Source organism: Thermoflexibacter ruber, from assembly GCF_900113045.1.
Classification (GTDB): domain Bacteria; phylum Bacteroidota; class Bacteroidia; order Cytophagales; family Thermoflexibacteraceae; genus Thermoflexibacter; species Thermoflexibacter ruber.
The window spans coordinates 53,309-72,649 of sequence record NZ_FONY01000027.1; the positions used below are offsets into that span (position 1 = coordinate 53,309).

Annotated in this window: 23 protein-coding genes; 10 read left to right on the forward strand and 13 right to left on the reverse strand. The window is 37.2% G+C overall.

Features of this window, described 5'->3' with window-relative positions:
* Positions 1–20: 20 nt before the first annotated feature.
* The 3 genes from BM141_RS14840 to BM141_RS14850 form a co-directional block, all read right to left on the reverse strand.
* On the reverse strand, positions 21–647 hold the full coding sequence (locus tag BM141_RS14840; RefSeq protein ID WP_091548022.1) for a hypothetical protein: 627 nt from the start codon (positions 645–647) through the stop codon (positions 21–23).
* Positions 648–736: 89 nt separating this feature from the next.
* Positions 737–1,462, reverse strand: a complete 726-nt coding sequence (locus BM141_RS14845) for a carboxypeptidase-like regulatory domain-containing protein (RefSeq protein WP_091548024.1) — start codon at positions 1,460–1,462, stop codon at positions 737–739.
* 114 nt (positions 1,463–1,576) lie between these two features.
* Positions 1,577–3,055, reverse strand: coding sequence for a phytoene desaturase family protein (locus BM141_RS14850; protein WP_091548026.1), 1,479 nt, complete (start codon positions 3,053–3,055; stop codon positions 1,577–1,579).
* Positions 3,056–3,225: 170 nt separating this feature from the next.
* Here BM141_RS14850 and BM141_RS14855 point away from each other — a divergent pair, with 170 nt between their 5' ends.
* A complete protein-coding gene (locus BM141_RS14855) occupies positions 3,226–3,642 on the forward strand; it encodes a Dabb family protein (protein WP_091548028.1) in 417 nt (138 codons plus the stop codon).
* Positions 3,643–3,718: 76 nt separating this feature from the next.
* Here the strand turns inward: BM141_RS14855 and BM141_RS14860 are convergent, their stop codons facing one another.
* Complete coding sequence (locus tag BM141_RS14860) at positions 3,719–4,606, reverse strand: 3-hydroxybutyryl-CoA dehydrogenase (protein ID WP_091548030.1); 888 nt, start codon at positions 4,604–4,606, stop codon at positions 3,719–3,721.
* Positions 4,607–4,870: 264 nt separating this feature from the next.
* Here BM141_RS14860 and rfbB point away from each other — a divergent pair, with 264 nt between their 5' ends.
* On the forward strand, positions 4,871–5,884 hold the full coding sequence (gene rfbB, locus BM141_RS14865) for a dTDP-glucose 4,6-dehydratase (protein ID WP_091548079.1): 1,014 nt from the start codon (positions 4,871–4,873) through the stop codon (positions 5,882–5,884).
* Positions 5,885–5,951: 67 nt separating this feature from the next.
* On the opposite strand, the gene deoC is transcribed toward rfbB, so the two are convergent.
* Complete coding sequence (deoC, locus tag BM141_RS14870; RefSeq protein WP_091548032.1) at positions 5,952–6,626, reverse strand: deoxyribose-phosphate aldolase; 675 nt, start codon at positions 6,624–6,626, stop codon at positions 5,952–5,954.
* 141 nt (positions 6,627–6,767) lie between these two features.
* Between deoC and BM141_RS14875 the strand changes: the two genes are divergently transcribed.
* The 5 genes from BM141_RS14875 (at position 6,768) to BM141_RS14895 (ending at position 9,502) form a co-directional block, all read left to right on the forward strand.
* Positions 6,768–7,367: a Uma2 family endonuclease gene (locus BM141_RS14875; RefSeq protein ID WP_091548034.1), complete on the forward strand. Its 600-nt coding sequence runs from the start codon at positions 6,768–6,770 to the stop codon at positions 7,365–7,367.
* 108 nt (positions 7,368–7,475) lie between these two features.
* Positions 7,476–8,081, forward strand: a complete 606-nt coding sequence (locus BM141_RS14880) for a sigma-70 family RNA polymerase sigma factor (protein WP_091548036.1) — start codon at positions 7,476–7,478, stop codon at positions 8,079–8,081.
* Between the two features lie 48 nt (positions 8,082–8,129).
* Positions 8,130–8,378 carry a hypothetical protein gene (locus BM141_RS14885; RefSeq protein WP_091548038.1) on the forward strand — a complete coding sequence of 83 codons (249 nt, stop codon included), beginning with the start codon at positions 8,130–8,132 and terminating at the stop codon, positions 8,376–8,378.
* A gap of 73 nt (positions 8,379–8,451) precedes the next feature.
* A complete protein-coding gene (locus BM141_RS14890) occupies positions 8,452–8,796 on the forward strand; it encodes a YraN family protein (RefSeq protein ID WP_091548040.1) in 345 nt (114 codons plus the stop codon).
* Positions 8,797–8,875: 79 nt separating this feature from the next.
* Positions 8,876–9,502 (forward strand): TerD family protein, encoded by a 627-nt coding sequence (locus tag BM141_RS14895; RefSeq protein WP_091548042.1) that lies wholly within the window; start codon positions 8,876–8,878, stop codon positions 9,500–9,502.
* Between the two features lie 10 nt (positions 9,503–9,512).
* On the opposite strand, the gene BM141_RS14900 is transcribed toward BM141_RS14895, so the two are convergent.
* Positions 9,513–10,289: a phosphoglycerol geranylgeranyltransferase gene (locus BM141_RS14900; protein WP_091548044.1), complete on the reverse strand. Its 777-nt coding sequence runs from the start codon at positions 10,287–10,289 to the stop codon at positions 9,513–9,515.
* Positions 10,290–10,384: 95 nt separating this feature from the next.
* Between BM141_RS14900 and pyk the strand changes: the two genes are divergently transcribed.
* The gene (gene pyk / locus BM141_RS14905) at positions 10,385–11,812 is read left to right on the forward strand and encodes a pyruvate kinase (protein ID WP_091548046.1); all 1,428 of its coding nucleotides are present in this window, start codon (positions 10,385–10,387) and stop codon (positions 11,810–11,812) included.
* Between the two features lie 26 nt (positions 11,813–11,838).
* Here pyk and BM141_RS14910 read toward each other — a convergent pair whose 3' ends face one another.
* The 7 genes from BM141_RS14910 to rnhA all read right to left on the reverse strand — a co-directional run bounded on the left by BM141_RS14910 (position 11,839) and on the right by rnhA (position 17,772).
* Entirely contained in the window at positions 11,839–12,819 is a 981-nt protein-coding gene (locus BM141_RS14910; RefSeq protein ID WP_091548048.1) for a cation diffusion facilitator family transporter, read from the reverse strand.
* 30 nt (positions 12,820–12,849) lie between these two features.
* Positions 12,850–13,260 carry a hypothetical protein gene (locus tag BM141_RS14915; protein WP_091548050.1) on the reverse strand — a complete coding sequence of 137 codons (411 nt, stop codon included), beginning with the start codon at positions 13,258–13,260 and terminating at the stop codon, positions 12,850–12,852.
* 93 nt (positions 13,261–13,353) lie between these two features.
* Positions 13,354–14,571, reverse strand: a complete 1,218-nt coding sequence (locus BM141_RS14920) for an FtsX-like permease family protein (protein ID WP_091548052.1) — start codon at positions 14,569–14,571, stop codon at positions 13,354–13,356.
* Positions 14,572–14,577: 6 nt separating this feature from the next.
* Positions 14,578–14,952 carry a hypothetical protein gene (locus BM141_RS14925; RefSeq protein ID WP_091548053.1) on the reverse strand — a complete coding sequence of 125 codons (375 nt, stop codon included), beginning with the start codon at positions 14,950–14,952 and terminating at the stop codon, positions 14,578–14,580.
* A 39-nt stretch (positions 14,953–14,991) separates the two neighbouring features.
* Positions 14,992–15,651, reverse strand: a complete 660-nt coding sequence (locus BM141_RS14930) for an ABC transporter ATP-binding protein (RefSeq protein ID WP_091548055.1) — start codon at positions 15,649–15,651, stop codon at positions 14,992–14,994.
* An 87-nt stretch (positions 15,652–15,738) separates the two neighbouring features.
* Positions 15,739–17,223: a M28 family peptidase gene (locus BM141_RS14935; RefSeq protein WP_091548057.1), complete on the reverse strand. Its 1,485-nt coding sequence runs from the start codon at positions 17,221–17,223 to the stop codon at positions 15,739–15,741.
* A gap of 84 nt (positions 17,224–17,307) precedes the next feature.
* A complete protein-coding gene (gene rnhA, locus BM141_RS14940) occupies positions 17,308–17,772 on the reverse strand; it encodes a ribonuclease HI (protein ID WP_091548059.1) in 465 nt (154 codons plus the stop codon).
* Positions 17,773–18,084: 312 nt separating this feature from the next.
* On the opposite strand from rnhA, the gene BM141_RS14945 reads away from it, so the two are divergent.
* Positions 18,085–19,050 (forward strand): calcium/sodium antiporter, encoded by a 966-nt coding sequence (locus tag BM141_RS14945; protein ID WP_091548061.1) that lies wholly within the window; start codon positions 18,085–18,087, stop codon positions 19,048–19,050.
* A gap of 56 nt (positions 19,051–19,106) precedes the next feature.
* The gene (locus tag BM141_RS14950) at positions 19,107–19,319 is read left to right on the forward strand and encodes a hypothetical protein (RefSeq protein WP_091548063.1); all 213 of its coding nucleotides are present in this window, start codon (positions 19,107–19,109) and stop codon (positions 19,317–19,319) included.
* Positions 19,320–19,341: the final 22 nt, after the last annotated feature.

Here is a 19,341-nt window from a genome sequence, read left to right on the forward strand (position 1 = left end):
GATTGCCTCTTTGATATATTTTATTGAGGTGTTAGTGCCTTATTGTATTCATAAATAAAATAAGCTACTGCCATACCCACCATATCGTCGGGATTAGTAAAAGGACGAGAAAAAATATCTTGTTTGACAAAATCAGAGGTCATGGTGTGGTTATTGTCAAAACATTCCTGCATATATCCGCTGGCTTCTATGCTTACTTGGTTAGTACTTAGGTTAAAAGTCAATTTAAGAAAATCATCTTTGCGGATTTCTACCGTATAACCTTTTTGATTCCAAAGGTTGATTTTGACTATATACTCCTTACTCGTACCTCTATTGTCTATGGTAAAAATATCACCTGAATACATCAAGGTGCTTTGGTTTTTGATAGTAGCGTTTATCTTCAAATCTCTTTTCTTATCGCTTGATTTCAGTGCTACAAAAACATAGCTTGTTTCAGAAACTTTCCCTTTGATTTTAGACTTGCGTGTAAGGATACATCTTACCTCAGTAGGTTTTGTTTTAGTATTGCACCTATACAAAGTAGAAGAAGGCTTGTTTTTGCAATTACAATCACCTAAGTCTTTCGTAGTATGCAAGGAAAGGTTAGGAGAAATAAACGCACTGATAATAAGAAAAGTTAAAGAAAAAAAATGGGCTTTAAACATAGTTTTTGGGGTTAATAATTAGAAATTTTTAACAAAATCTATTGCTAATTATTAACGAAAATCGAGCCAAAATGCCTGCAAATAGCTGATTAATCTACTGCCTCGAATGTTTCTATGATGCTAAAATTAGAGCTTAGTGTTTCCGAATAGACCAGGCGTCTGTCAGTGAGTTCCAATATCGTCAATCTCCTTTCGCTCGCTCCGCCCGGAGTACCCCTAATAATTCCTCTGTTGTCAGAAGTTACTGCCCATACATCGCCAGAAACCTCTAAACCTGCATTAGGACAACCGCTTCCTGCAAAAATTTTTACGAACCAATCTCTGCGAAAGGCATGTACTTGGCGAGAGAAACAGCTATTATCAGGCGTGTTATTGATGAGTTTATTCACCTGTCGCCAGCGTTTTTCGTATCTTCCTGCTATGGTATTGGCGATAGAAGACTTAATTTTTACTTTCAAAGTGTGGCTTTGCTGTTCCAATCTTGCAAAAATTATTTGCGTTTTATCTTCCCAATTATTTTCGCCTCCTCGTTCTACACTTACGTAATACTGAAAAATTTTCAAGTCTAAACCTTTGAAAATCACGTAGCCTCTGCGATTAGTTACTTCTTTTCTTACGGGATTAGCGTCTGTTCTAAAATCTTCTGCTGTGGCATATAATGTAACACTTGCTCCCTCTACCCCCATGTCAGCAGCATCAGTAACAAAAACTTCAAGTTCGTACCCTACCTCTATGACATCAGTAGGGCGACAAGCAAACAACAGGCTAAATAAGCAAAGAAAAAGCACTTTCTTGAAAGCCAATTTTTTAATCATAACTCACGTAGTTCGTTAAAAATTTTCGCAAATTTATAGCTAATAATCAATTTTTTAGCAAAATGAATCAAGAAAATGATTTAGTAAAAAATTTTAGTTTACTAAGGACTTTCTCTATGCTCGCCCAAACTCTTTGACTACTTCTTTAGCAACTACTTGTCCTGAAATCAACGAAGGAGGAACACCAGGTCCGGGTACGGTAAGCTGCCCTGTATAAAACAAGTTTTCTACTTTTTTGCTTTTTAATGAGGGCTTTAAAATAGCTGTTTGTAGAAGTGTATTAGCCAAGCCGTAAGCATTGCCTTTGAAGGCATGATAATCCGCTATAAAATCTTTGTGAGCGTAAGAACGCTTATATACAACTGATTCTCTGATACTTTGCTTGGTCAATCTTTCAAATCTGTCCATAACGATATGATAGTATTTTTCTCTGACTTCTTCTGTGTCCTCCAAAGTATGCGCTACAGGTATCAAGATAAAAACATTCTCGCAGCCCTCTGGCGCAACGCTCTTATCAGTTTTTGAAGGTACAGAAACATAGAACAAGGGTTCTGAGGGCCACTTGGGGGTAGTATAGATTTCTTTGGCATGTTGCATAAAGTCCACATCAAAAAATAAGGTATGATGCAGGGTATTTTCTAATTTTTTATTCAATCCAAGATAGAAAATCAAGCAAGAGGGTGCAAGGGTACGGGAGTCCCAATAATTTTCTGAGTAAGAACGGTATTCTTTACTAAGAAGTTGGGTTTCTATGTGCTGATAGTCCGCCCCTCCTATCAAAATATCTGCTTCAAAAGTGCCTTTTGTAGTAATTACTTTTTTTGCTTGATTCTTGGAAACCTCAATAGATTTTACTTCTTGATGATACAAAAACTTTACTCCTTTCTCCTCTGCTAAATTTACCATTCCTTTGATAATCTGGTGCATACCTCCCAAAGGGTACCAAGTACCTAAGCTAATGTCTGCATAATTCATAAGGCTATAGAGTGCAGGCGTATTCTCAGGCAAGGCTCCTAAGAATAGGATAGGAAACTCCATTAACTGAACAATTTTTGGGTGCTTAAAAAAGCGTCTGATGTGCTTGTGTATAGAAGTAAATACGTCCATGCGGAACAGGGCAAGCAAAAGTCGCATATCAGCAAACTCCCATATAGAACGACTTGGCTTATACACTAAGTCGTTGATACCCACTTTGTACTTATATGCCGCTTGTGCTAAAAATAGGTCTAACTTGGAGGCACTGCCTTTTTCTAAAGACTCTAACATAGCCTTGAATTCTGTGAGGTCAGCAGGAATATCTAAGTAATCATCAGCTCCAAAAACTACTCTATATGAAGGATTTAGACGCACAAGCTCATAGTAATCAGAAGGCTTTTTGCCAAACTTGCCGAAGTAGCTCTCAAAAACATCGGGCATCCAGTACCAACTCGGACCCATGTCATAGGTAAAACCTTCTGCTTCAAATACTCTGGCTCGCCCCCCTGCAATGTCATGCTTTTCTAATACGATAACTTCAAAGCCTTCATGTGCTAAATTGGTAGCGGCAGCAATTCCTGCAAAACCCGCCCCAATAACAATCACTTTCTTATTCATTGGGTTTATGTTTGATGTGTGTGTGTTTAAGCTAAAGGAAAAAAATAAATTGCTTGCCTTAATAAGACATCAAAGCAAATAAATGTTTTGATTTTATTCGTATTTTTACAATTCATAGCCAGAAGGCTATATAAAATTGAATTTTTTAAAATTATCAAAACCCAAACACCATGAAAAAAATACATATAGGTTACAAAATTGTACTTTTCTTGCTTTCAGGAATTTTATTGATTTTTGCTTCCCACTATTACGCTCAGGCTACGACAGCCTCTGAAAAGAAAAAATTGCTGCGTCATGTCGTTTTATTCAAGTTTAAAGACACCTCCTCGCCTGAAGACATCAAAAAAGTGGAAGAGGCTTTCCGAGGACTTCCCTCCAAGATAAAGCAAATCAAAAGTTTAGAATGGGGTACTAACAATAGCCCAGAGAATCTAAATCAGGGCTTTACACATTGCTTTTTTGTCACTTTTGCTTCTGAGAAAGATAGAGAGATTTATCTTCCTCACCCTGACCACAAGGCTTTCGGTGCTGTTTTAAGACCTCACTTGGACAAGGTGCTGGTAGTAGATTACTGGGCAGAGAAGTAAGCCGTAATTTTATTTTTCAACGAATCAACTTTGCCAAACTCAACATGGCTTGGCAAAGTTGGTAGTTTCTCTAATTTTAGCCCTTTCTAAATCTCTCAGCTACCATCATCTCCTTGCCTTGGTATTCATAAAATCCTCTGCCTGTTTTTGCGCCAAGATGCCCTGCTGTAACCATATTGACTAAGAGCGGACAAGGTGCGTATTTAGGATTACCGAAACCTTGGTACAAGACCTCTAAGATAGATTTGCATACGTCTAAACCTATAAAATCTGCCAAATGCAAGGGACCCATAGGGTGTGCCATACCCAATTTCATTACACTATCTATTTCTTCTACGCCTGCTACTCCCTCGTAAAGCGTATAAATTGCTTCGTTTATCATAGGCATCAGGATACGATTAGAAACAAAACCCGGATAGTCATTAACTTCTACGGGCGTTTTTTGTATGCGTTCTGCCAAACTCATAATTACGCTACACGTTTCCTGAGAGGTGCTGTATCCGCGAATAATCTCCACAAGTTTCATAATAGGTACGGGGTTCATGAAGTGCATGCCTATCACTTTATCAGGTCTGCGAGTCGCGCTTGCGATTTTGGTAATAGAAATAGAGGAAGTATTGGTAGCTAAGATAGTCCCTTCTTCGCAAAACTCATCTAAATCTCTAAAAATAGCAAGTTTGACTTGGGGATTTTCGGTAGCGGCTTCTATGACCAAATCCGCATTTTTAACGCCCTGCTCTGTATTTTTGAAAGTAGCTATGCGTTTTAAGGTGTCCACTTTTTCCTCTTCGGTCAAAATTTCTTTTTTTATTTGTCTATCTAAGTTTTTTTCTATGGTACTGAGTGCCTTGGCGAGAGCTTCTGGGGAAACATCTATCAAGGCTACTTGGAAACCAAACTGAGCAAAAGCATGAGCAATGCCGTTACCCATTGTTCCTGCTCCTATCACTGCAATATTTTTCATGATTGTGGGATTTGTTTTGAGTTATCTATTTTATGCTTTTTTATAAATATGCTTTTATATGAGTAATTGTACAATTTTAAGTGTTTTCTCAAACAAATATAGAAAATAACGCTTGGCAAAAGTAGAGAAAAGCGTTTTAATTTTTATGCCTTAACTTCTTTTGTCATACCAAATATAGACTTACTTAATTATCTTTGCATCGGATTTTACCTTTGCTAATAAAAAAGGTACGCAGATATTGTATTGTATTATCAACTTAATCCCATGAAATCTATTCTCATCACTGGCGGTGCTGGCTTCATTGGAAGCAATTTTTTGCCTTATTTCCTTGAAAAATATTCAGATTACTACTTAGTTAATTTGGACTTGCTTACTTATGCAGGCAATTTAGACAACTTGAAAGAAATAGCCGACCACCCTCGCTATGAGTTTGTACAAGGTGATATTTGCGATAGGAGTTTGATAGAGAGTATTTTTAAGAAATTTGATATTCGTGGAGTTATACATTTTGCAGCCGAATCTCACGTGGACAACTCTATTGCTCGCCCTGATGCTTTTATTCAAACTAATGTGTATGGGACTTTTACCTTGTTAGATGTTGCTCGCAGGCATTGGCTTCATGCTCCTTTTGAATACAAGCAGGGGTACGAAGATTGTCGCTTTCACCATATTTCTACCGATGAGGTGTACGGAACGCTTGGAGCGACAGGACTTTTCACAGAATCAACGCCCTATGCACCTAATAGCCCGTACAGTGCCTCTAAAGCCTCCAGCGATATGATAGTGAGGAGCTATCACCACACCTACGGAATGAATGTAGTTACTACTAACTGCTCGAATAACTATGGTCAGAAACAGCACGATGAGAAGTTGATTCCTGTCATTATCCGCAAAGCCCTTCAGCATCAACCTATTCCGATTTATGGAGATGGCTTAAATGTGCGGGATTGGCTATACGTGCTTGACCACTGCAAGGGCATAGATTTGGTTTATCACAAGGGTAGGGCAGGGGAAACTTATAACATCGGAGGGAAAAATGAGCGAACTAACCTATACATAGTCAATAAGATATGTGAAATTTTAGATGAGAAAAAGCCTGTACCTAATTTTTCTTATAAGTCGTTTATTACTTTTGTGAAAGATAGGGCGGGGCATGACCGCCGCTATGCCATAGATGCCTCAAAGATAGAAAAAGAATTAGGCTGGAGGGCAGAGGAAAATTTTGAATCGGGGATTATGAAAACGATAGCTTGGTATGTAGCCAAGTACAGCCACTAATTTTCATGATTCATTTAGCCACTAATTGCACGAATTTTCACGAATAGGAGTAATATGTTTTTAGCCACTAATTGCACGAATTTTCACGAATTTGTGATTCTTTGAAGATTTGAACGGCAGAGGAAGTACCTATTCTGTCTGCCCCCGCTTCAATCATTGATAAAGCCTGAGCGAGGTTTTTAATACCTCCAGAGGCTTTGATGCCTACGTTGGCAGGCAAATGCTGTCGCATTAATTGGATATGGGTGACCTTAGCCCCTGCGGGAGCGAAACCTGTGGAAGTTTTTACGAAGTCTGCCCCTGCATCTGCACTGATTTTGCCTGCCCTGATGATTTCTTCTTCAGAAAGATAAGCCGTTTCTATGATGACTTTGAGCAAGGCATTAGCTTCGTGGCAGGCTTTAGCAAATTGGGCTAATTCGCCTTTGACCCACATCATTACGCCCGTTTTAAAGGCAGAGAGGTTCATCACCACGTCTATTTCATCTGCTCCATCTTTCAGTGCGATGTCTATTTCCCTCATTTTGACCTCGCTGCGCTGATAACCCAAGGGGAAGCCCACTACGGTAACTAATTTGACATTGGACTTACCTAAATCCCTTTTAGCTTTTTTTACCCAATAAGGTGGCACGCATACTCCTATAAAGTTAAATTCCATCGCCTCATTGACAAGCTGTTCGCAATCATTACTGTCAAAAATGGGACTGAGTTTGGTGTGTTCTAAGTATTGATTGATTTGCATATTGATACGGTCTGATTCAGAGCAAAGATAAGCATTTTCTTGTTTCAGTCATTTAGCAGACAAGTTCAAAACAAATAGGATAGGGAAGGGTTTTAACTTTTAAAATAAAAATTTGTATCTTTGGGGAAAACAAAGAAAGCAATGGTTACATCACTTTCGGAATTAGATTTCAGCAAGCAATATAATTATGCAGATTACTTGACTTGGCAGTTGGGTGAGCGAATAGAGCTTATCAAAGGCTATATCAAAAAAATGGCTGCGCCTACCCCTTTTCATCAAGAAATTAGCGGAGAGTTTTTTAATTATTTTAAAAATTACTTTAAAAGTACAAAAAGACAGTGCAAAGTCTTTACCGCCCCTTTTGATGTGCGTTTGTATAATTATTCCAAATCGGCTATTACAGACAAAGATATTTACACAGTAGTACAGCCTGACCTTTCTATCATCTGCGACAAGAGCAAAATAGATAGCAAAGGTTGCTTGGGTGCGCCAGACCTTATCATCGAAATCCTTTCTGAGAGCAATTCTAAAACAGATTTAAGAGATAAATTCCAACTCTATCAAGAAAATGCTGTGCAGGAGTATTGGATAGTTTTTCCTGCGGAAAAGGCTGTGCAGAAATTTCTTTTGACAGACGATAAATACCAATTAGAAAAAATTTATGTAGAAGATGACCTCATGAGTCCTACTCTTTTCCCTGATTTGGTCATAGACTTGGTACAAGTATTTGAAGAAATATGAAATAGTCCACTTCTTTAAAAGTTGAAAATTTACCAATAAATATCTTTTATAAGTGCTTATTTATTCGTTATTTAGTATTTTAAAAGCCATACACAGATTTTCTTATTTATGCCTACTACCCAATATACTGAAAGAGAGAAAGATATAGTATTCCAAAAAGAATTCCTGCCCTATGTGGATTCTATGTACAATTTTGCCTACAAACTCACCTTAGACGAAGACGATGCTAAGGATTTGGTGCAGGATACCTACCTGAAAGCCTTTCGTTTTATCAATTCTTTTGAACAAGGAACTAATGCCAAAGCATGGTTGTTTAAAATATTAAAAAATAGCTTCATTAATGACTTCCGTAAGAAATCTCGCCAACCTGCTAAAGTTGATTATCAGGAAATAGAGAACGTTTACAATTCGGAAGATGTTGATGAAGATATTACGGTAGATTTGCGTTCGGAAACGGTGCAAGATTTGATAGGAGATGAAGTGAGTAATGCAATTAATTCTTTGGCGGTGGACTTTCGTACAGTGATTATCTTGTGCGATTTGGAAGGATTTACTTACGAGGAGATGGCAAAGATTTTAGACATTCCTATCGGAACGGTTCGCTCTCGCCTGCATAGGGCGCGTTCTATTTTAAAACAAAAATTAGAACTTTATGCAAAAAAATTAGGTTATAATACAGACAATAACAGTAGTAGCTCTGAAGAACAAAATTAAAATCTTACACTTTTAACTATTAATCTGTAAATTAAAATTTTTACTACAATGGAAAAGCTTACTGATAAACAGAAGTATTTTAAAAGTATCATAGATTTGGTATTAGACGGTGAAGGGGACAGGCATCAGGTAGATTTTTGTATGAATCAGGTAGTACATTGTCCTTATTGCCGAACTAAATACGAACAAGAAAAAGCAGTTCGTGAATGTATCAAACGCTACAATCCTTATGTATCCGCCCCACAAGACTTACTCCTTTCTATCCAATCTATTACTCAAAAAGCCGTTTATAGCTAAATCATTTTCATTCAAAGCATGGTAGATTTTTTATTTGCTACGAGATGAGCAAACCAAAGACGTATTTTAGTATATGAAAATCTCAGGAAAAGAAGGAGAAGAAATAGCAGAAACTTACCTGATTCAGAAGGGCTACCAAATCCTGATGCGAAATTTTAAAGTAAAAAAGCAAGAAATAGACCTTGTTGCTCAACAAGAAAATACGGTGGTCTTTGTGGAGGTAAAAAGCAGAAGCAGTGCAGACTTTGGATTTCCTGAGAATTTCCTTAGTCCTCAACAAGAGGGAAGAATTAGGAGTGCTGCTATATATTACCTCAATGAACAAAACATCAATCCCCAGCATATCCGTTTTGATATTATCAGTATTTTAAAAACAGGAGAAAAGATAGAAATAGAGCATTTTGAAGATGCTTTTTAAATTATCTTTTTTGTAGTTTTGTCCGTTTATCTCTATTTTTGATAAAAAACTTTAACCTAAAAAATCCAATTGCAAAACTATGGCAGAAACCAATACAGGGGTAAATCTCTCCAAAGGAAGTTCTATATCTCTCGTTAAGCAGCAAAAAAAATTAGAAGAAATTTGTGTAGGCATCAATTGGGGGGCTATACATAAAAAATACCTCATTAGCTTTTTTAATGAAACCGAAACGGTGGATTTAGATGCAAGCGTGAGTATGTTTGACGAAGAAGGTAATATGGTGGATACGGTATATTATAGGAAACTAATTTCCAAAGACCAATCCATCAGACACAGTGGAGATGACCGCAAGGGGGATTTAGACAAAGCTGATGATTTTGACAATGAGGTGATTATGGTCAATCTCCCAAAAGTAAGTGATGATGTAAAACAGATTTTCTTTTATATCAATTCTTTCAAGGGGCAGGACTTTGAGATGATTCCTTACTCGAAAATTCGCATCTTCGAGGGCTCGCCTGCTCACGTAGTTTCCGTTTTTGCTACTTTTAACCTTTCTTCTGAGCCAAACTTTGCAGGTAAAATTTCTATGGTCATGGGCAAACTTGTCCGAGAGGGTGTAGGCTGGAAATTTGTAACTATTGGAGAAGCAATAGATGCAAGAAACATAGACGAAACCATTAAAGCTATTCAAGAAAAGTATTTGTAAGTAAAGAAGTTTATTTTTTATTTAACTCTTTGATTTTCAGGCAAAAATCTTGAAAAATTTGCGGGTTTTCTTCTATGACACTGCCTACTACTACCATGTCTGCCCCTGCTAAATAGGCTTTTTCTAAGGCGTTTACACTTTTTATCCCACCTCCTACAATGAGAGGAATATTTGTGGCTTGTCTAACTGCTTGTATCATCTCCTCGCTGATAGCTTGCTTCGCTCCGCTTCCGCCGTCCATATAAATCATTCTTAGCCCAAGCATTTCGCCTGCCATAGCCGTACAAACTGCAATATCGTTTTTCTCGTAGGGAATAGGAGTAGTATTGCTAATGTAAGCAACTGTAGTCTGGTTGCCACAGTTTACCAAGATATAGCCCGTAGGCATTATCTCCAACTTACTCTGTCTTAAAAGAGGAGCAGCGATGACATGATTGCCAATCAAGTAATCAGGATTACGACCAGAAATAAGCGACAAAAACAAAATTCCATCAGCTTTTTCAGAAATATGCAAATAGCTATTAGGAAATAAAATGACGGGGATGTGGGCAGTATAAGGGTGATTTTTGATACATAAGACGATTTTTTCTAACTCATTATTGGTAATTAAACTCCCGCCAACCATGAAAAAATCGGGGCTTGTTTCTTGACAAAAATTTAATAATTCACTACATTTTTTTTCATTTGTTTTATCAGGGTCAATCAAAATTGACAAAGATTTAATTCCTTTCTCCTTTTTTTTTAGCAAACTATTGTAAATTGCATTGTTATCTATGGTATTTTGCATAAAATTTTGAATTTGCGTACAAAAATAGGTAAGTAATACTTACTTTAAAACACTTTAAACTCAAAAACAAGAAACTATAAACATGATAAAAAAATATGCTAAACAAATTACATAATAGAACCAAAATTGTTGCCACAGTAGGTCCTGCCTCTAATAGTAAAGAAAAATTGTTGGAATTGATGATTGCAGGGGTTGATGTTTTTAGGTTAAATTTTTCTCATGGCACACACGAGGAGCATCAGAAAGTAATCAATCATATCAGAGAACTCAATGCCAAGTTTGGAGGGAATGTAGCTATCTTGCAAGACTTGCAAGGTCCTAAAATTCGTCTTAGGGAGATAGAAGGAGGCTCTATTACGGTAGCCAAAGACGAAACTGTAGTGATTGCTTATGAAAAAGAAGTAGGAACAAGGGAAAAGCTGACTTCTACCTATGACTTGGCACAGGACGTAAAGCCGGGCGAGCCTATTTTGATAGACGACGGCAATATAGAACTAAGAGTAACAGCAGTAGAAGGAAACAGAGTTATTACCAAAGTGGTGTACGGAGGGGTAATTAAGCCCAAAAAAGGTATCAATCTCCCTAACACTAACGTTTCTGAGCCTTCTTTGACCAAAAAAGATAGAGAGGACTTGGCTTTTGGCTTACAAAATGAGGTAGATTGGATAGCACTTTCTTTTGTACGTCAGGCTACGGACATTTTGGAGTTAAAGCAAATCATTAAAGATAGTGGAAAAAATAGTAAGGTCATAGCCAAAATAGAAACGCCTACGGCATTGAAAAACATAGATAGCATCATAGAAGCTACCGACGGGGTCATGGTAGCGAGGGGGGACTTAGGGGTGGAGATTCCCTTAGAGGAAGTACCCATAGAGCAAAAACGTTGGGTAAGGCGATGCAATGTAGCGGCAAAACCCGTAATAGTGGCTACTCAAATGATGGAAAGCATGATAAATAATCCAAGACCTACAAGAGCGGAAGCAGGAGATGTAGCCAATGCAGTGATAGACGGAGCTGATGCCGTTATGCTTAGTGCAGAAACGGCAAGTGGACACTATCCTGTGGAAACTATACAAAATATGGTCAGGATTATTCACTCGGCAGAAAGACACCCAGATATTTACAATAGAAATTATCACTTAGATAAGAACTCGCCGAACTTTTATGCTCAAAGTTTGGTAAGTCATGCGTGCAAGTTAGCCAAAGAAGTAGGCGCAAAGGCAATTATAGGCATTACACAGTCAGGCTCGAGTGCTTTCCGATTATCAAGCTATCGTTCTGAATCCCAAACATTTATATTTACTAATAATATGTCTTTAGTTACTACGCTCAACTTGCTTTGGGGGGTAAAATGCTTTTACTACGACAATTTTGTTTCTACTAACCAAACTTTTGAGGAAGTAGAAAAAATCTTAGTCAATGCAGGGCATTTGCAAAAGGGAGATATTTATATCAATATGGCGAGTATTCCGATGAAAGAAAAGAAAAAAACCAATATGCTTAAACTTTCTTGGGTAGAGTAAAGCACAGGAAGTGGGGTCTTCATTTTTTAGACTAATCTTTTATCGGGCATGGTATTATGAAGATTCCACTCTATTTTTTTTGAAAATGGTTCTTGTCTTACTACGCAGTCCTTTTTGCTACATATTGGGCATAAGTCAGGCTTACAAGGGTCTGTGTGTACGGCAGTTTCTACCTGATTTTCAAAGTTTTCCTTCATAATTTGCTCTATTATCTCCATCTCGTCGTGTGCTTCTTTGACCGTCAAGTAGTAGGGTAAGGTAATATGGCAATCTACATGAAACTGACTACCGAATTTAATCACTCTGACATGGTGAAAATCAATCCAGTTTTCCTTACGATTTTCATTTAACACCTTGATGACCTGTGCAATGATTTCATAGTCTGCCTCGTCCATGATTCCAGCAATAGATTTTTGCAAAATACGTACTCCTGTATAGCAAATCAATAAACCAAAAGAAATCGCAATCACATTGTCTAACCAATTATACCCTGTAAAATAAATAATCCCTAATCCGATAATCATGCCTACAGTAGAATAAGCATCTGATTTTAAGTGCTTTCCGTCTGCGATGAGTGTAAGGGAATGTGTTTTTTCTCCTCTTTTTTCTATGACTGCTCCAAGTAAATAATTTACGCCTCCTGCCAGTGCAGTCAGCAATATACCTATGTCAAGTTGCTCTATTTCACTAGGATAAAAAAGATTATAGGTAGCTTTGATAATCATGCTTGTTCCTGTTACAAAGATTAGTACGCCCTCTACAGAAGCAGAAATATACTCTATTTTACCATGACCGTAAGGGTGAGAGGAGTCTTTAGGGCGAGCCGCAACAGTAAGGCTATACAAGGCAAAACTCCCTGCTACCACATTGACAATAGACTCAAGAGCATCGGTAAGGATTGCATTGGAATTGGTAAGAAAATAAGCCAAGAATTTAGCAATGAGTAAAGCTACCCCTACGCTTACTACGATGTATTGAAGTTTGATATTTTGCTTTTGTAATTCCAAAAGATAATCAGATGTATAGATACAAATGTACTATTTTTTTGTAGGGAATATCGTTCCAAACTTAGAATTTTTTAGGACTTTACTAAGTAGGAAACCTATGATAAAATAAAATAAAAATATGATGACAGTAGCTATGACATTGGTATGAGAGAACTTAGCTTGCAGGGCTACATTTTCTATGGTAGTCTTTACATAGAGGTAGTTAAAAAGAAAAAACACAGTAGGGGCTATCAAACCCAAGACAATAAACCAAGTACGCCTTTGGGCAGGGTCTTTGGGATTTTTGCCCCCTTCGTAAGCAATGCTATTGGCAATAAGCATAGCTATACTCAGAAAAAGGAGCAGGATAATGATGGCTATAACATAAGTTTCTGATATTAAAGCATCTAACTGTCTTACAGTACGAATGTGTTGGTCTGCCCATATAATCAAGAAGTGCATATTACGATTAGTTTTTGGTCAAAGTAATTTTTTAAATTCAAATATATTTTTTCACTCGCTCAAATTCAAATAAAATCGCCTGAAATATCCTGCTTATAACTGTTCATTGACATTAATTTTGGCGGCGTTCTTTGCAGGAGCAAAAGAAGCAAGATAAGTAATGACAATAATGGTAATAGCAATATAAATCAAGTCGCTTAGTTCTATTTTGATAGGATAAGGTTGTGCAGGACTCAAGGGGATAATGCCCAACTCCTGCTGAGTAAAGCAGATTACCAAGCCGCCAATTATGCCGATGATTGTACCAATAAAAGCAATTAAACTACCCTCTTTGATAAAAATTTTTTTGATAAAATTTTTACTCGCTCCCATAGCAAAAAGAATAGCGATGTCTTTTTTCTTTTCTATTGCCAGCATAGCCAAAGAAAAGAAAATATTGAAAGAAGCCACGCCCAAGATAGAAGCAAAGGCAATAAAGACAAAAAGTCGCTCAATTCTGACTGCTTTAATGATATTTTCTTGTTGCTCTTCCCTGTTTTTGATAGAAAAGTTATTCCCTAAAAGTTTTTTGAGTTGTGCTTGGATAGAGCCGACCAGGCGATAATCAGTTGTTTTTATTTCCAAAGAGGTGCGTTTGTTGCCATAAAGCATGAGTTCATCGGCAAACTCTATGGGAACGATAATGTTGTTATTATCAAAATATTGGTCTATGGAAAGTACTCCAGAGGGCAGGATAGCTTTGCGGATAAAAGCATTGTTTGGGTCAAGACTGATTCTTTTTTGCTTGCGTGGATACCAACAAATCATAGGTTTCATGTCATCTTGGAGGACAACTCCCAGTTGAATCTGTACCCCAGCACCTATCAGAGCATAAGCGGTATTGTCTTTTTTGATTTGCAGATTTCCGCTCAGGAGTTGGTTGTTTTTGATTTGGTACTGCTCTAAGAAATTATCACTTACCCCTTTTACATTAACGGCTAACTGACTTTCTCCATAGCGAAGTAAGGCATTGTCTTCCATTACTTCTGTGAGTGCTTTGACACCTTTGATTTGTTTAATTTGGGCTAATAAAGAATCATTGACTTCAAAAGTTTTTCCTTTGATAGGTACTATCCTGATTTCAGGGTTGTGAGCAGAATACAAGTCCATAGTCAATTCTTGCAGACCATTAAATACCGACATGACGATTACCAGAGCCATCGTACCTACGGCTACCCCAATCACCGAGATAATAGAAATGATATTGATAAAGTTTTTCTTTTTTTTAGAAAAAAGATAGCGTTTAGCAATAAATAAGGAGGTATCTGTCATGTAAGTTTAGTAATATTTTGGTCTTTTCTTGACTACCATTTTGTAAAGAGAGTTACCACTTAAAGCAGAAAAACCACCTACCAGCCCTCCAATGAGAGCCGTTACCCCTAAAATAGCAAAAGCATTTCCTTTCAAGTACAGTAAACTTGCCATTTTTTCTGCTAAAATGAACTCATTAGGAAAGGCTTTGTAAAAAGCGACTCCTGCCCATAGCAGAGCGATTCCCCAAAAACCAATAAAAAAAGAACGCATACCACTTTTGCTTCCTGTAATCGTACCGATAAAAAAAGCGGCAAGTCCGATAAGCCACCAGTAGCCTAAGAGCCACTGCAAAGCTGCTGCAAGTATCGCTAAAAGAATAATATTGAGGATAAACTTCATGTTGCAATATTGGTTATATAATTTACAAAAATGGAAATATTATACCCCGTTGCCAATTTTCCCATCAATGATTTCTACTTTTCTATCTGCCATGTCTGCCAAGTGAAAGTTGTGTGTAACAATGACAAATGTTTGTTTGAGGTCTTGGCGGAGTTTGAAAAACAAGCGATGCAGTTCCTCTGCATTTTTAGAGTCCAAGTTGCCGCTTGGCTCGTCTGCAAAAATAATTACAGGAGAATTAATCAATGCCCTTGCTACTGCGGTTCTTTGTTGCTCGCCTCCTGACATTTCCGAAGGTTTATGATTTTTGCGTTGGTAAATACCAAGCATATTCATCAAGTAATCTGCTTTTTCTTGTATTTCGTTCATATTCCTGTTTCCTATCATTGCAGGAAGGCAGATGTTTTCATAAGCCGTAAATTCAGGCAGTAAATTATGAAATTGGAAAACAAATCCAATATTTTGATTGCGAAATTGGGCTAATTTCTCTTCGGAAAGGCTTTCTAAGGTAGTATCTTTAATACTGACGCTTCCTGTATCGGGGCGGTCTAAAGTCCCTAAAATATGCAATAGGGTGCTTTTTCCTGCCCCCGAAGCCCCTACGATAGATACAATCTCCCCCTCGCTTACTTCTAAGTCTATTCCTTTGAGAACGTGTAGCTTGTTATAACTTTTATGAATATTTACTGCTTTGAGCATTGATAGAATCGTTGGGGTTTTACAAACTAAGATGACTTATTTTAGACCTATCAGGTTTTTAAAACCTGACAGGTCTCAGGTCTAAAATTAATTTCCATATAATTTTTTGCCGATTTCGTAGTATTTGTCGCCTTCTCTCCAAAATAGTTTTTCGTTAGTATTGGCAATGAGGCGACAAGCATATACGTAAGAGCTAAAAAATTTGAATAAATACTCGTAATCCAAATTATCGGGTTGGTCGTTAGGTTGATGATAGTATTGGTAGATTCTGTCATCAAAAGCCTTGAATCCCATACTAAAAGTAGGAGCTGGCACGCCTTTGGCGGCAAAGCTGACGTTATCAGAGCGGTCAAAGAGATTCTGCTCAGGAGCGGGGTCATCTATTGCCTCTAAGCCGTAGGTTTTGCAAGCCTCTTTGATGAAGCTTTCTGCGGTAGTGCGTCCTAAGCCAAAGATAGTAGCCACAGAAGTATCATTGTAGCCTGCATTGTCGCTATTGAAACAATACACCATTTTCTTCAAATCAATAGGTGAATGCTCAACAAACCATTTGCTTCCTAATAGTCCCTTTTCTTCTCCTGTAAATAGAATGAATAAGGCAGAACGCTTTGTAGGAAATTTGCCAATGTTCTCTGCCGCAGAAAGTACAGTTACTGTTCCTACTGCATTATCTCTTGCTCCGTTGTAAATAGAATCTCCCTGCACTGCTTTGCCTATACCAACGTGGTCATAGTGAGCTGAGTAAACGATGTATTCGTCTTTCATTTGGTTGTCTGTGCCTTCTATCTGTCCTACGACATTATAGGTAGTAAATTTCTTTATCTCTGCTCCATTAATAGAGAGCTTAGCTTTTTGCTTTTTCTTATCTTTCCAAAATGCCATTTCTTTGTTATCTGCATCATTTAACCATAGGTGAGGAATAGTATTAGCTGAGGAGTTGTCTTTTCCTTCGTCTAAGCGGACAGAAGGTCTATTTAGATAATTGACCAAAAACTTCCAAGGCAGTTGTGGATTGTTGTACAGTTCTATTAAAGCTACTGCGCCTTTTTCCATGGCTTTTTTGTGTTTCTCATTCCCTCTATAAAACCAGCCTTGTGGACTTGTTTCCTCTGGCGAGCCACCTCTAACGACTACGATTTTACCTTTGACATCAGTTTTATCAAAATCTTCATTGGTTCCGTAGTCTAAAAAAATGGCTTCATTCTCCATGTTGGCAACGCCTCCGTTGAGGAGTAGGGCGTGTTCTGCTAATTTAAAATTACTTTTGGCATAGCTTAGGTTCAACTCTGTAGGCGGGATAGTAGTTTTCATGGCTACTGGCTGGAGATAATTAGGGTAGGCAGGCAAAGGTTTTACTCCGTAGCTTTTGAGTTGAGTAATGATGTATCGTGCCGCAATCATCTGCTCTGGAGAGGGCGTATCTCTTCCTTTTAATTCATCAGAAGCTAAAAAATACAGGTGCGTTTCAATCTTGGTTTTGCTTACAGTAGCATCAGTAAGTTCTTTATCAGACTGGGCAAAAGCTGTTGAAGTAAACAGCAAACATAGCCCTATAAGTATTGTTTTTTTCATGCTTATTAGAGTTAAATTTAAGTTTTTTATTGTGTAAAGTATAAATTAGTCGCAAGCTAAGATAAAATTTTGAGGAAAAGTAATTTAATTGATTTTTTCACTTTCGTAACCTTCATCTACGAGCAATTTGGTACTATCTGCGGCAGAAGTGGCTAATTCATCACATCTTTCGTTGTAAGGATTGCCAGCGTGTCCTCTTACCCACTGGAACTGTACTTCATGTTGCTTATATACATTTAAAAAACGCTTCCATAAGTCCGCATTTTTCTTATTTTTAAAGTTTATTTTTTCCCAAGTCCCCAACCAATTTTTTTCTACTGCATTAATCACATATTGGGAATCAGAGTAAACTATTACTTTGCTTGGAACGATTTTCAGTGCCTCCAACCCTACAATTACGGCTAATAATTCCATACGATTATTGGTAGTTAGGCGGTAGCCTGCTGAGAGTTCTTTGCGTAGCTTGTGTTCTTTGGAAATAAGTATTACCCCATACCCTCCTGCGCCAGGATTGCCTCTGGACGCACCATCAGTGTATATTTCTATCATTCTTCTTGGAGTTAGTCAAAACAAAGTTATTCTATCCTATTGTATTTTCAAAAATAAACTTAATTGATAAGAAAAAATCACAATATTTATCAAAGATAAAATGTTAAAGAGTAATAAAATGAGCTATTTTTATACAATCCTTGTGCGTGGATATAATTTTTAAGAGCATAAACTTTGATTTGATTTAAAATGGTTTTAAAATTGTAATAATATTGAAATAAATAAGCCTTCAAAGTGCAAGACATAATCAAAAGACTTCCCCCTTTTCTTTAAAAAAATCGCTAAACAACAAATTATTAAACTAATTAATTTATGCCTGCTTTTCTTACGTATATTCTGTTCCTAATTGGTTTTGTTGCCCTTATTTATGGTGCAAACTGGCTGGTGGATGGCTCATCTTCTTTAGCAAAAAAATTCAATATTCCTGATTTAATTATAGGACTTACTGTTGTTTCTTTTGGCACTTCCTCGCCTGAGTTAGTTGTAAATCTATTTGCTGGCTCAAGTGGTAGTACAGATTTAGCAATAGGGAATATAGTAGGGAGTAATATTTTTAATGTGTTGGTCATTTTGGGAGTGGCGGCGGTCATTAAACCTGTCAATGCACACATCAATACTACTTGGAAAGAAATTCCTTTGGCTTTATTAGCAGCCCTTGTTTTAGGAATTTGTGCCAATGACGCTTACTTTGATGAGGAAGAAAATTCCTTGTTAAGCACCACTGACGGTTTGACACTATTGAGTTTTTTTGCTATTTTTATGTATTATGTCATAGATGTAGCGCGTAACAGCAAAGAACATGGCGAAGAAGTACAAATACTACCTGTTTGGAAGTCTGTGCTTATGGTAGTAGGAGGGCTGGCAGGGCTAATCGTTGGGGGAAAGTGGATAGTAGATGGGGCGGTAGAAATCGCTAAAACCTTAGGCATGAGTGAGGCAGTTATTGGGCTAACGATTGTAGCGGCTGGCACTTCACTTCCAGAATTAGCTACTTCAGCCATTGCTTCTTACAAGGGCAACTCTGATATTGCTATTGGTAATGTAGTGGGTTCTAATATTTTTAATATATTTTTTATTTTAGGAATAACCTCTTCTCTTTATGAACTACCTTTCAGACCTGAAGCAAATTTTGATATTCTGATGAATATTTTTACCAGCCTTTTGATGTTTATATTTCTATTTACAGGTAGTGGAAGGCGAATCAATCGGATTGAAGGAGGGATTTTTGTAAGTATATATATTGCCTATGTAACTTACTTATTGATGACCCAAGTATAACCTAAATAGTGTAGTATTCGTTTATAACTATATTCTCAATTACTTTTAAGAGGAGTATGGCTTCAACAATCGAAAAAATAGTTAGTATTTACATTTTCCCTGTAGTTTTTATAAGTATTTTTCTTTTCTTTATCAAATATTATGACGAGGACTTGATGAGTGATGAAGATATAGAGAAAACAATGGAAGCCCATATAGAAGCTAATCTATACTTTTATATTTCCTTACAGACGCTTCTTTATGCGTGGTTGTATTTTCTAATATTTTGAAAGTAGGTTTAGGCTTGAAATA

Coding starts and splice junctions, on each gene's coding strand:
- BM141_RS14840 (WP_091548022.1), bottom strand. CDS start 647: ATGTTTAAAGCCCATTTTTTTTCTTTAACTTTTCTTATTATCAGTGCG.
- BM141_RS14845 (WP_091548024.1), bottom strand. CDS start 1,462: ATGATTAAAAAATTGGCTTTCAAGAAAGTGCTTTTTCTTTGCTTATTT.
- BM141_RS14850 (WP_091548026.1), bottom strand. CDS start 3,055: ATGAATAAGAAAGTGATTGTTATTGGGGCGGGTTTTGCAGGAATTGCT.
- BM141_RS14855 (WP_091548028.1), top strand. CDS start 3,226: ATGAAAAAAATACATATAGGTTACAAAATTGTACTTTTCTTGCTTTCA.
- BM141_RS14860 (WP_091548030.1), bottom strand. CDS start 4,606: ATGAAAAATATTGCAGTGATAGGAGCAGGAACAATGGGTAACGGCATT.
- rfbB (WP_091548079.1), top strand. CDS start 4,871: ATGAAATCTATTCTCATCACTGGCGGTGCTGGCTTCATTGGAAGCAAT.
- deoC (WP_091548032.1), bottom strand. CDS start 6,626: ATGCAAATCAATCAATACTTAGAACACACCAAACTCAGTCCCATTTTT.
- BM141_RS14875 (WP_091548034.1), top strand. CDS start 6,768: ATGGTTACATCACTTTCGGAATTAGATTTCAGCAAGCAATATAATTAT.
- BM141_RS14880 (WP_091548036.1), top strand. CDS start 7,476: ATGCCTACTACCCAATATACTGAAAGAGAGAAAGATATAGTATTCCAA.
- BM141_RS14885 (WP_091548038.1), top strand. CDS start 8,130: ATGGAAAAGCTTACTGATAAACAGAAGTATTTTAAAAGTATCATAGAT.
- BM141_RS14890 (WP_091548040.1), top strand. CDS start 8,452: ATGAAAATCTCAGGAAAAGAAGGAGAAGAAATAGCAGAAACTTACCTG.
- BM141_RS14895 (WP_091548042.1), top strand. CDS start 8,876: ATGGCAGAAACCAATACAGGGGTAAATCTCTCCAAAGGAAGTTCTATA.
- BM141_RS14900 (WP_091548044.1), bottom strand. CDS start 10,289: ATGCAAAATACCATAGATAACAATGCAATTTACAATAGTTTGCTAAAA.
- pyk (WP_091548046.1), top strand. CDS start 10,385: ATGCTAAACAAATTACATAATAGAACCAAAATTGTTGCCACAGTAGGT.
- BM141_RS14915 (WP_091548050.1), bottom strand. CDS start 13,260: ATGCACTTCTTGATTATATGGGCAGACCAACACATTCGTACTGTAAGA.
- BM141_RS14920 (WP_091548052.1), bottom strand. CDS start 14,571: ATGACAGATACCTCCTTATTTATTGCTAAACGCTATCTTTTTTCTAAA.
- BM141_RS14925 (WP_091548053.1), bottom strand. CDS start 14,952: ATGAAGTTTATCCTCAATATTATTCTTTTAGCGATACTTGCAGCAGCT.
- BM141_RS14930 (WP_091548055.1), bottom strand. CDS start 15,651: ATGCTCAAAGCAGTAAATATTCATAAAAGTTATAACAAGCTACACGTT.
- BM141_RS14935 (WP_091548057.1), bottom strand. CDS start 17,223: ATGAAAAAAACAATACTTATAGGGCTATGTTTGCTGTTTACTTCAACA.
- rnhA (WP_091548059.1), bottom strand. CDS start 17,772: ATGATAGAAATATACACTGATGGTGCGTCCAGAGGCAATCCTGGCGCA.
- BM141_RS14945 (WP_091548061.1), top strand. CDS start 18,085: ATGCCTGCTTTTCTTACGTATATTCTGTTCCTAATTGGTTTTGTTGCC.
- BM141_RS14950 (WP_091548063.1), top strand. CDS start 19,107: ATGGCTTCAACAATCGAAAAAATAGTTAGTATTTACATTTTCCCTGTA.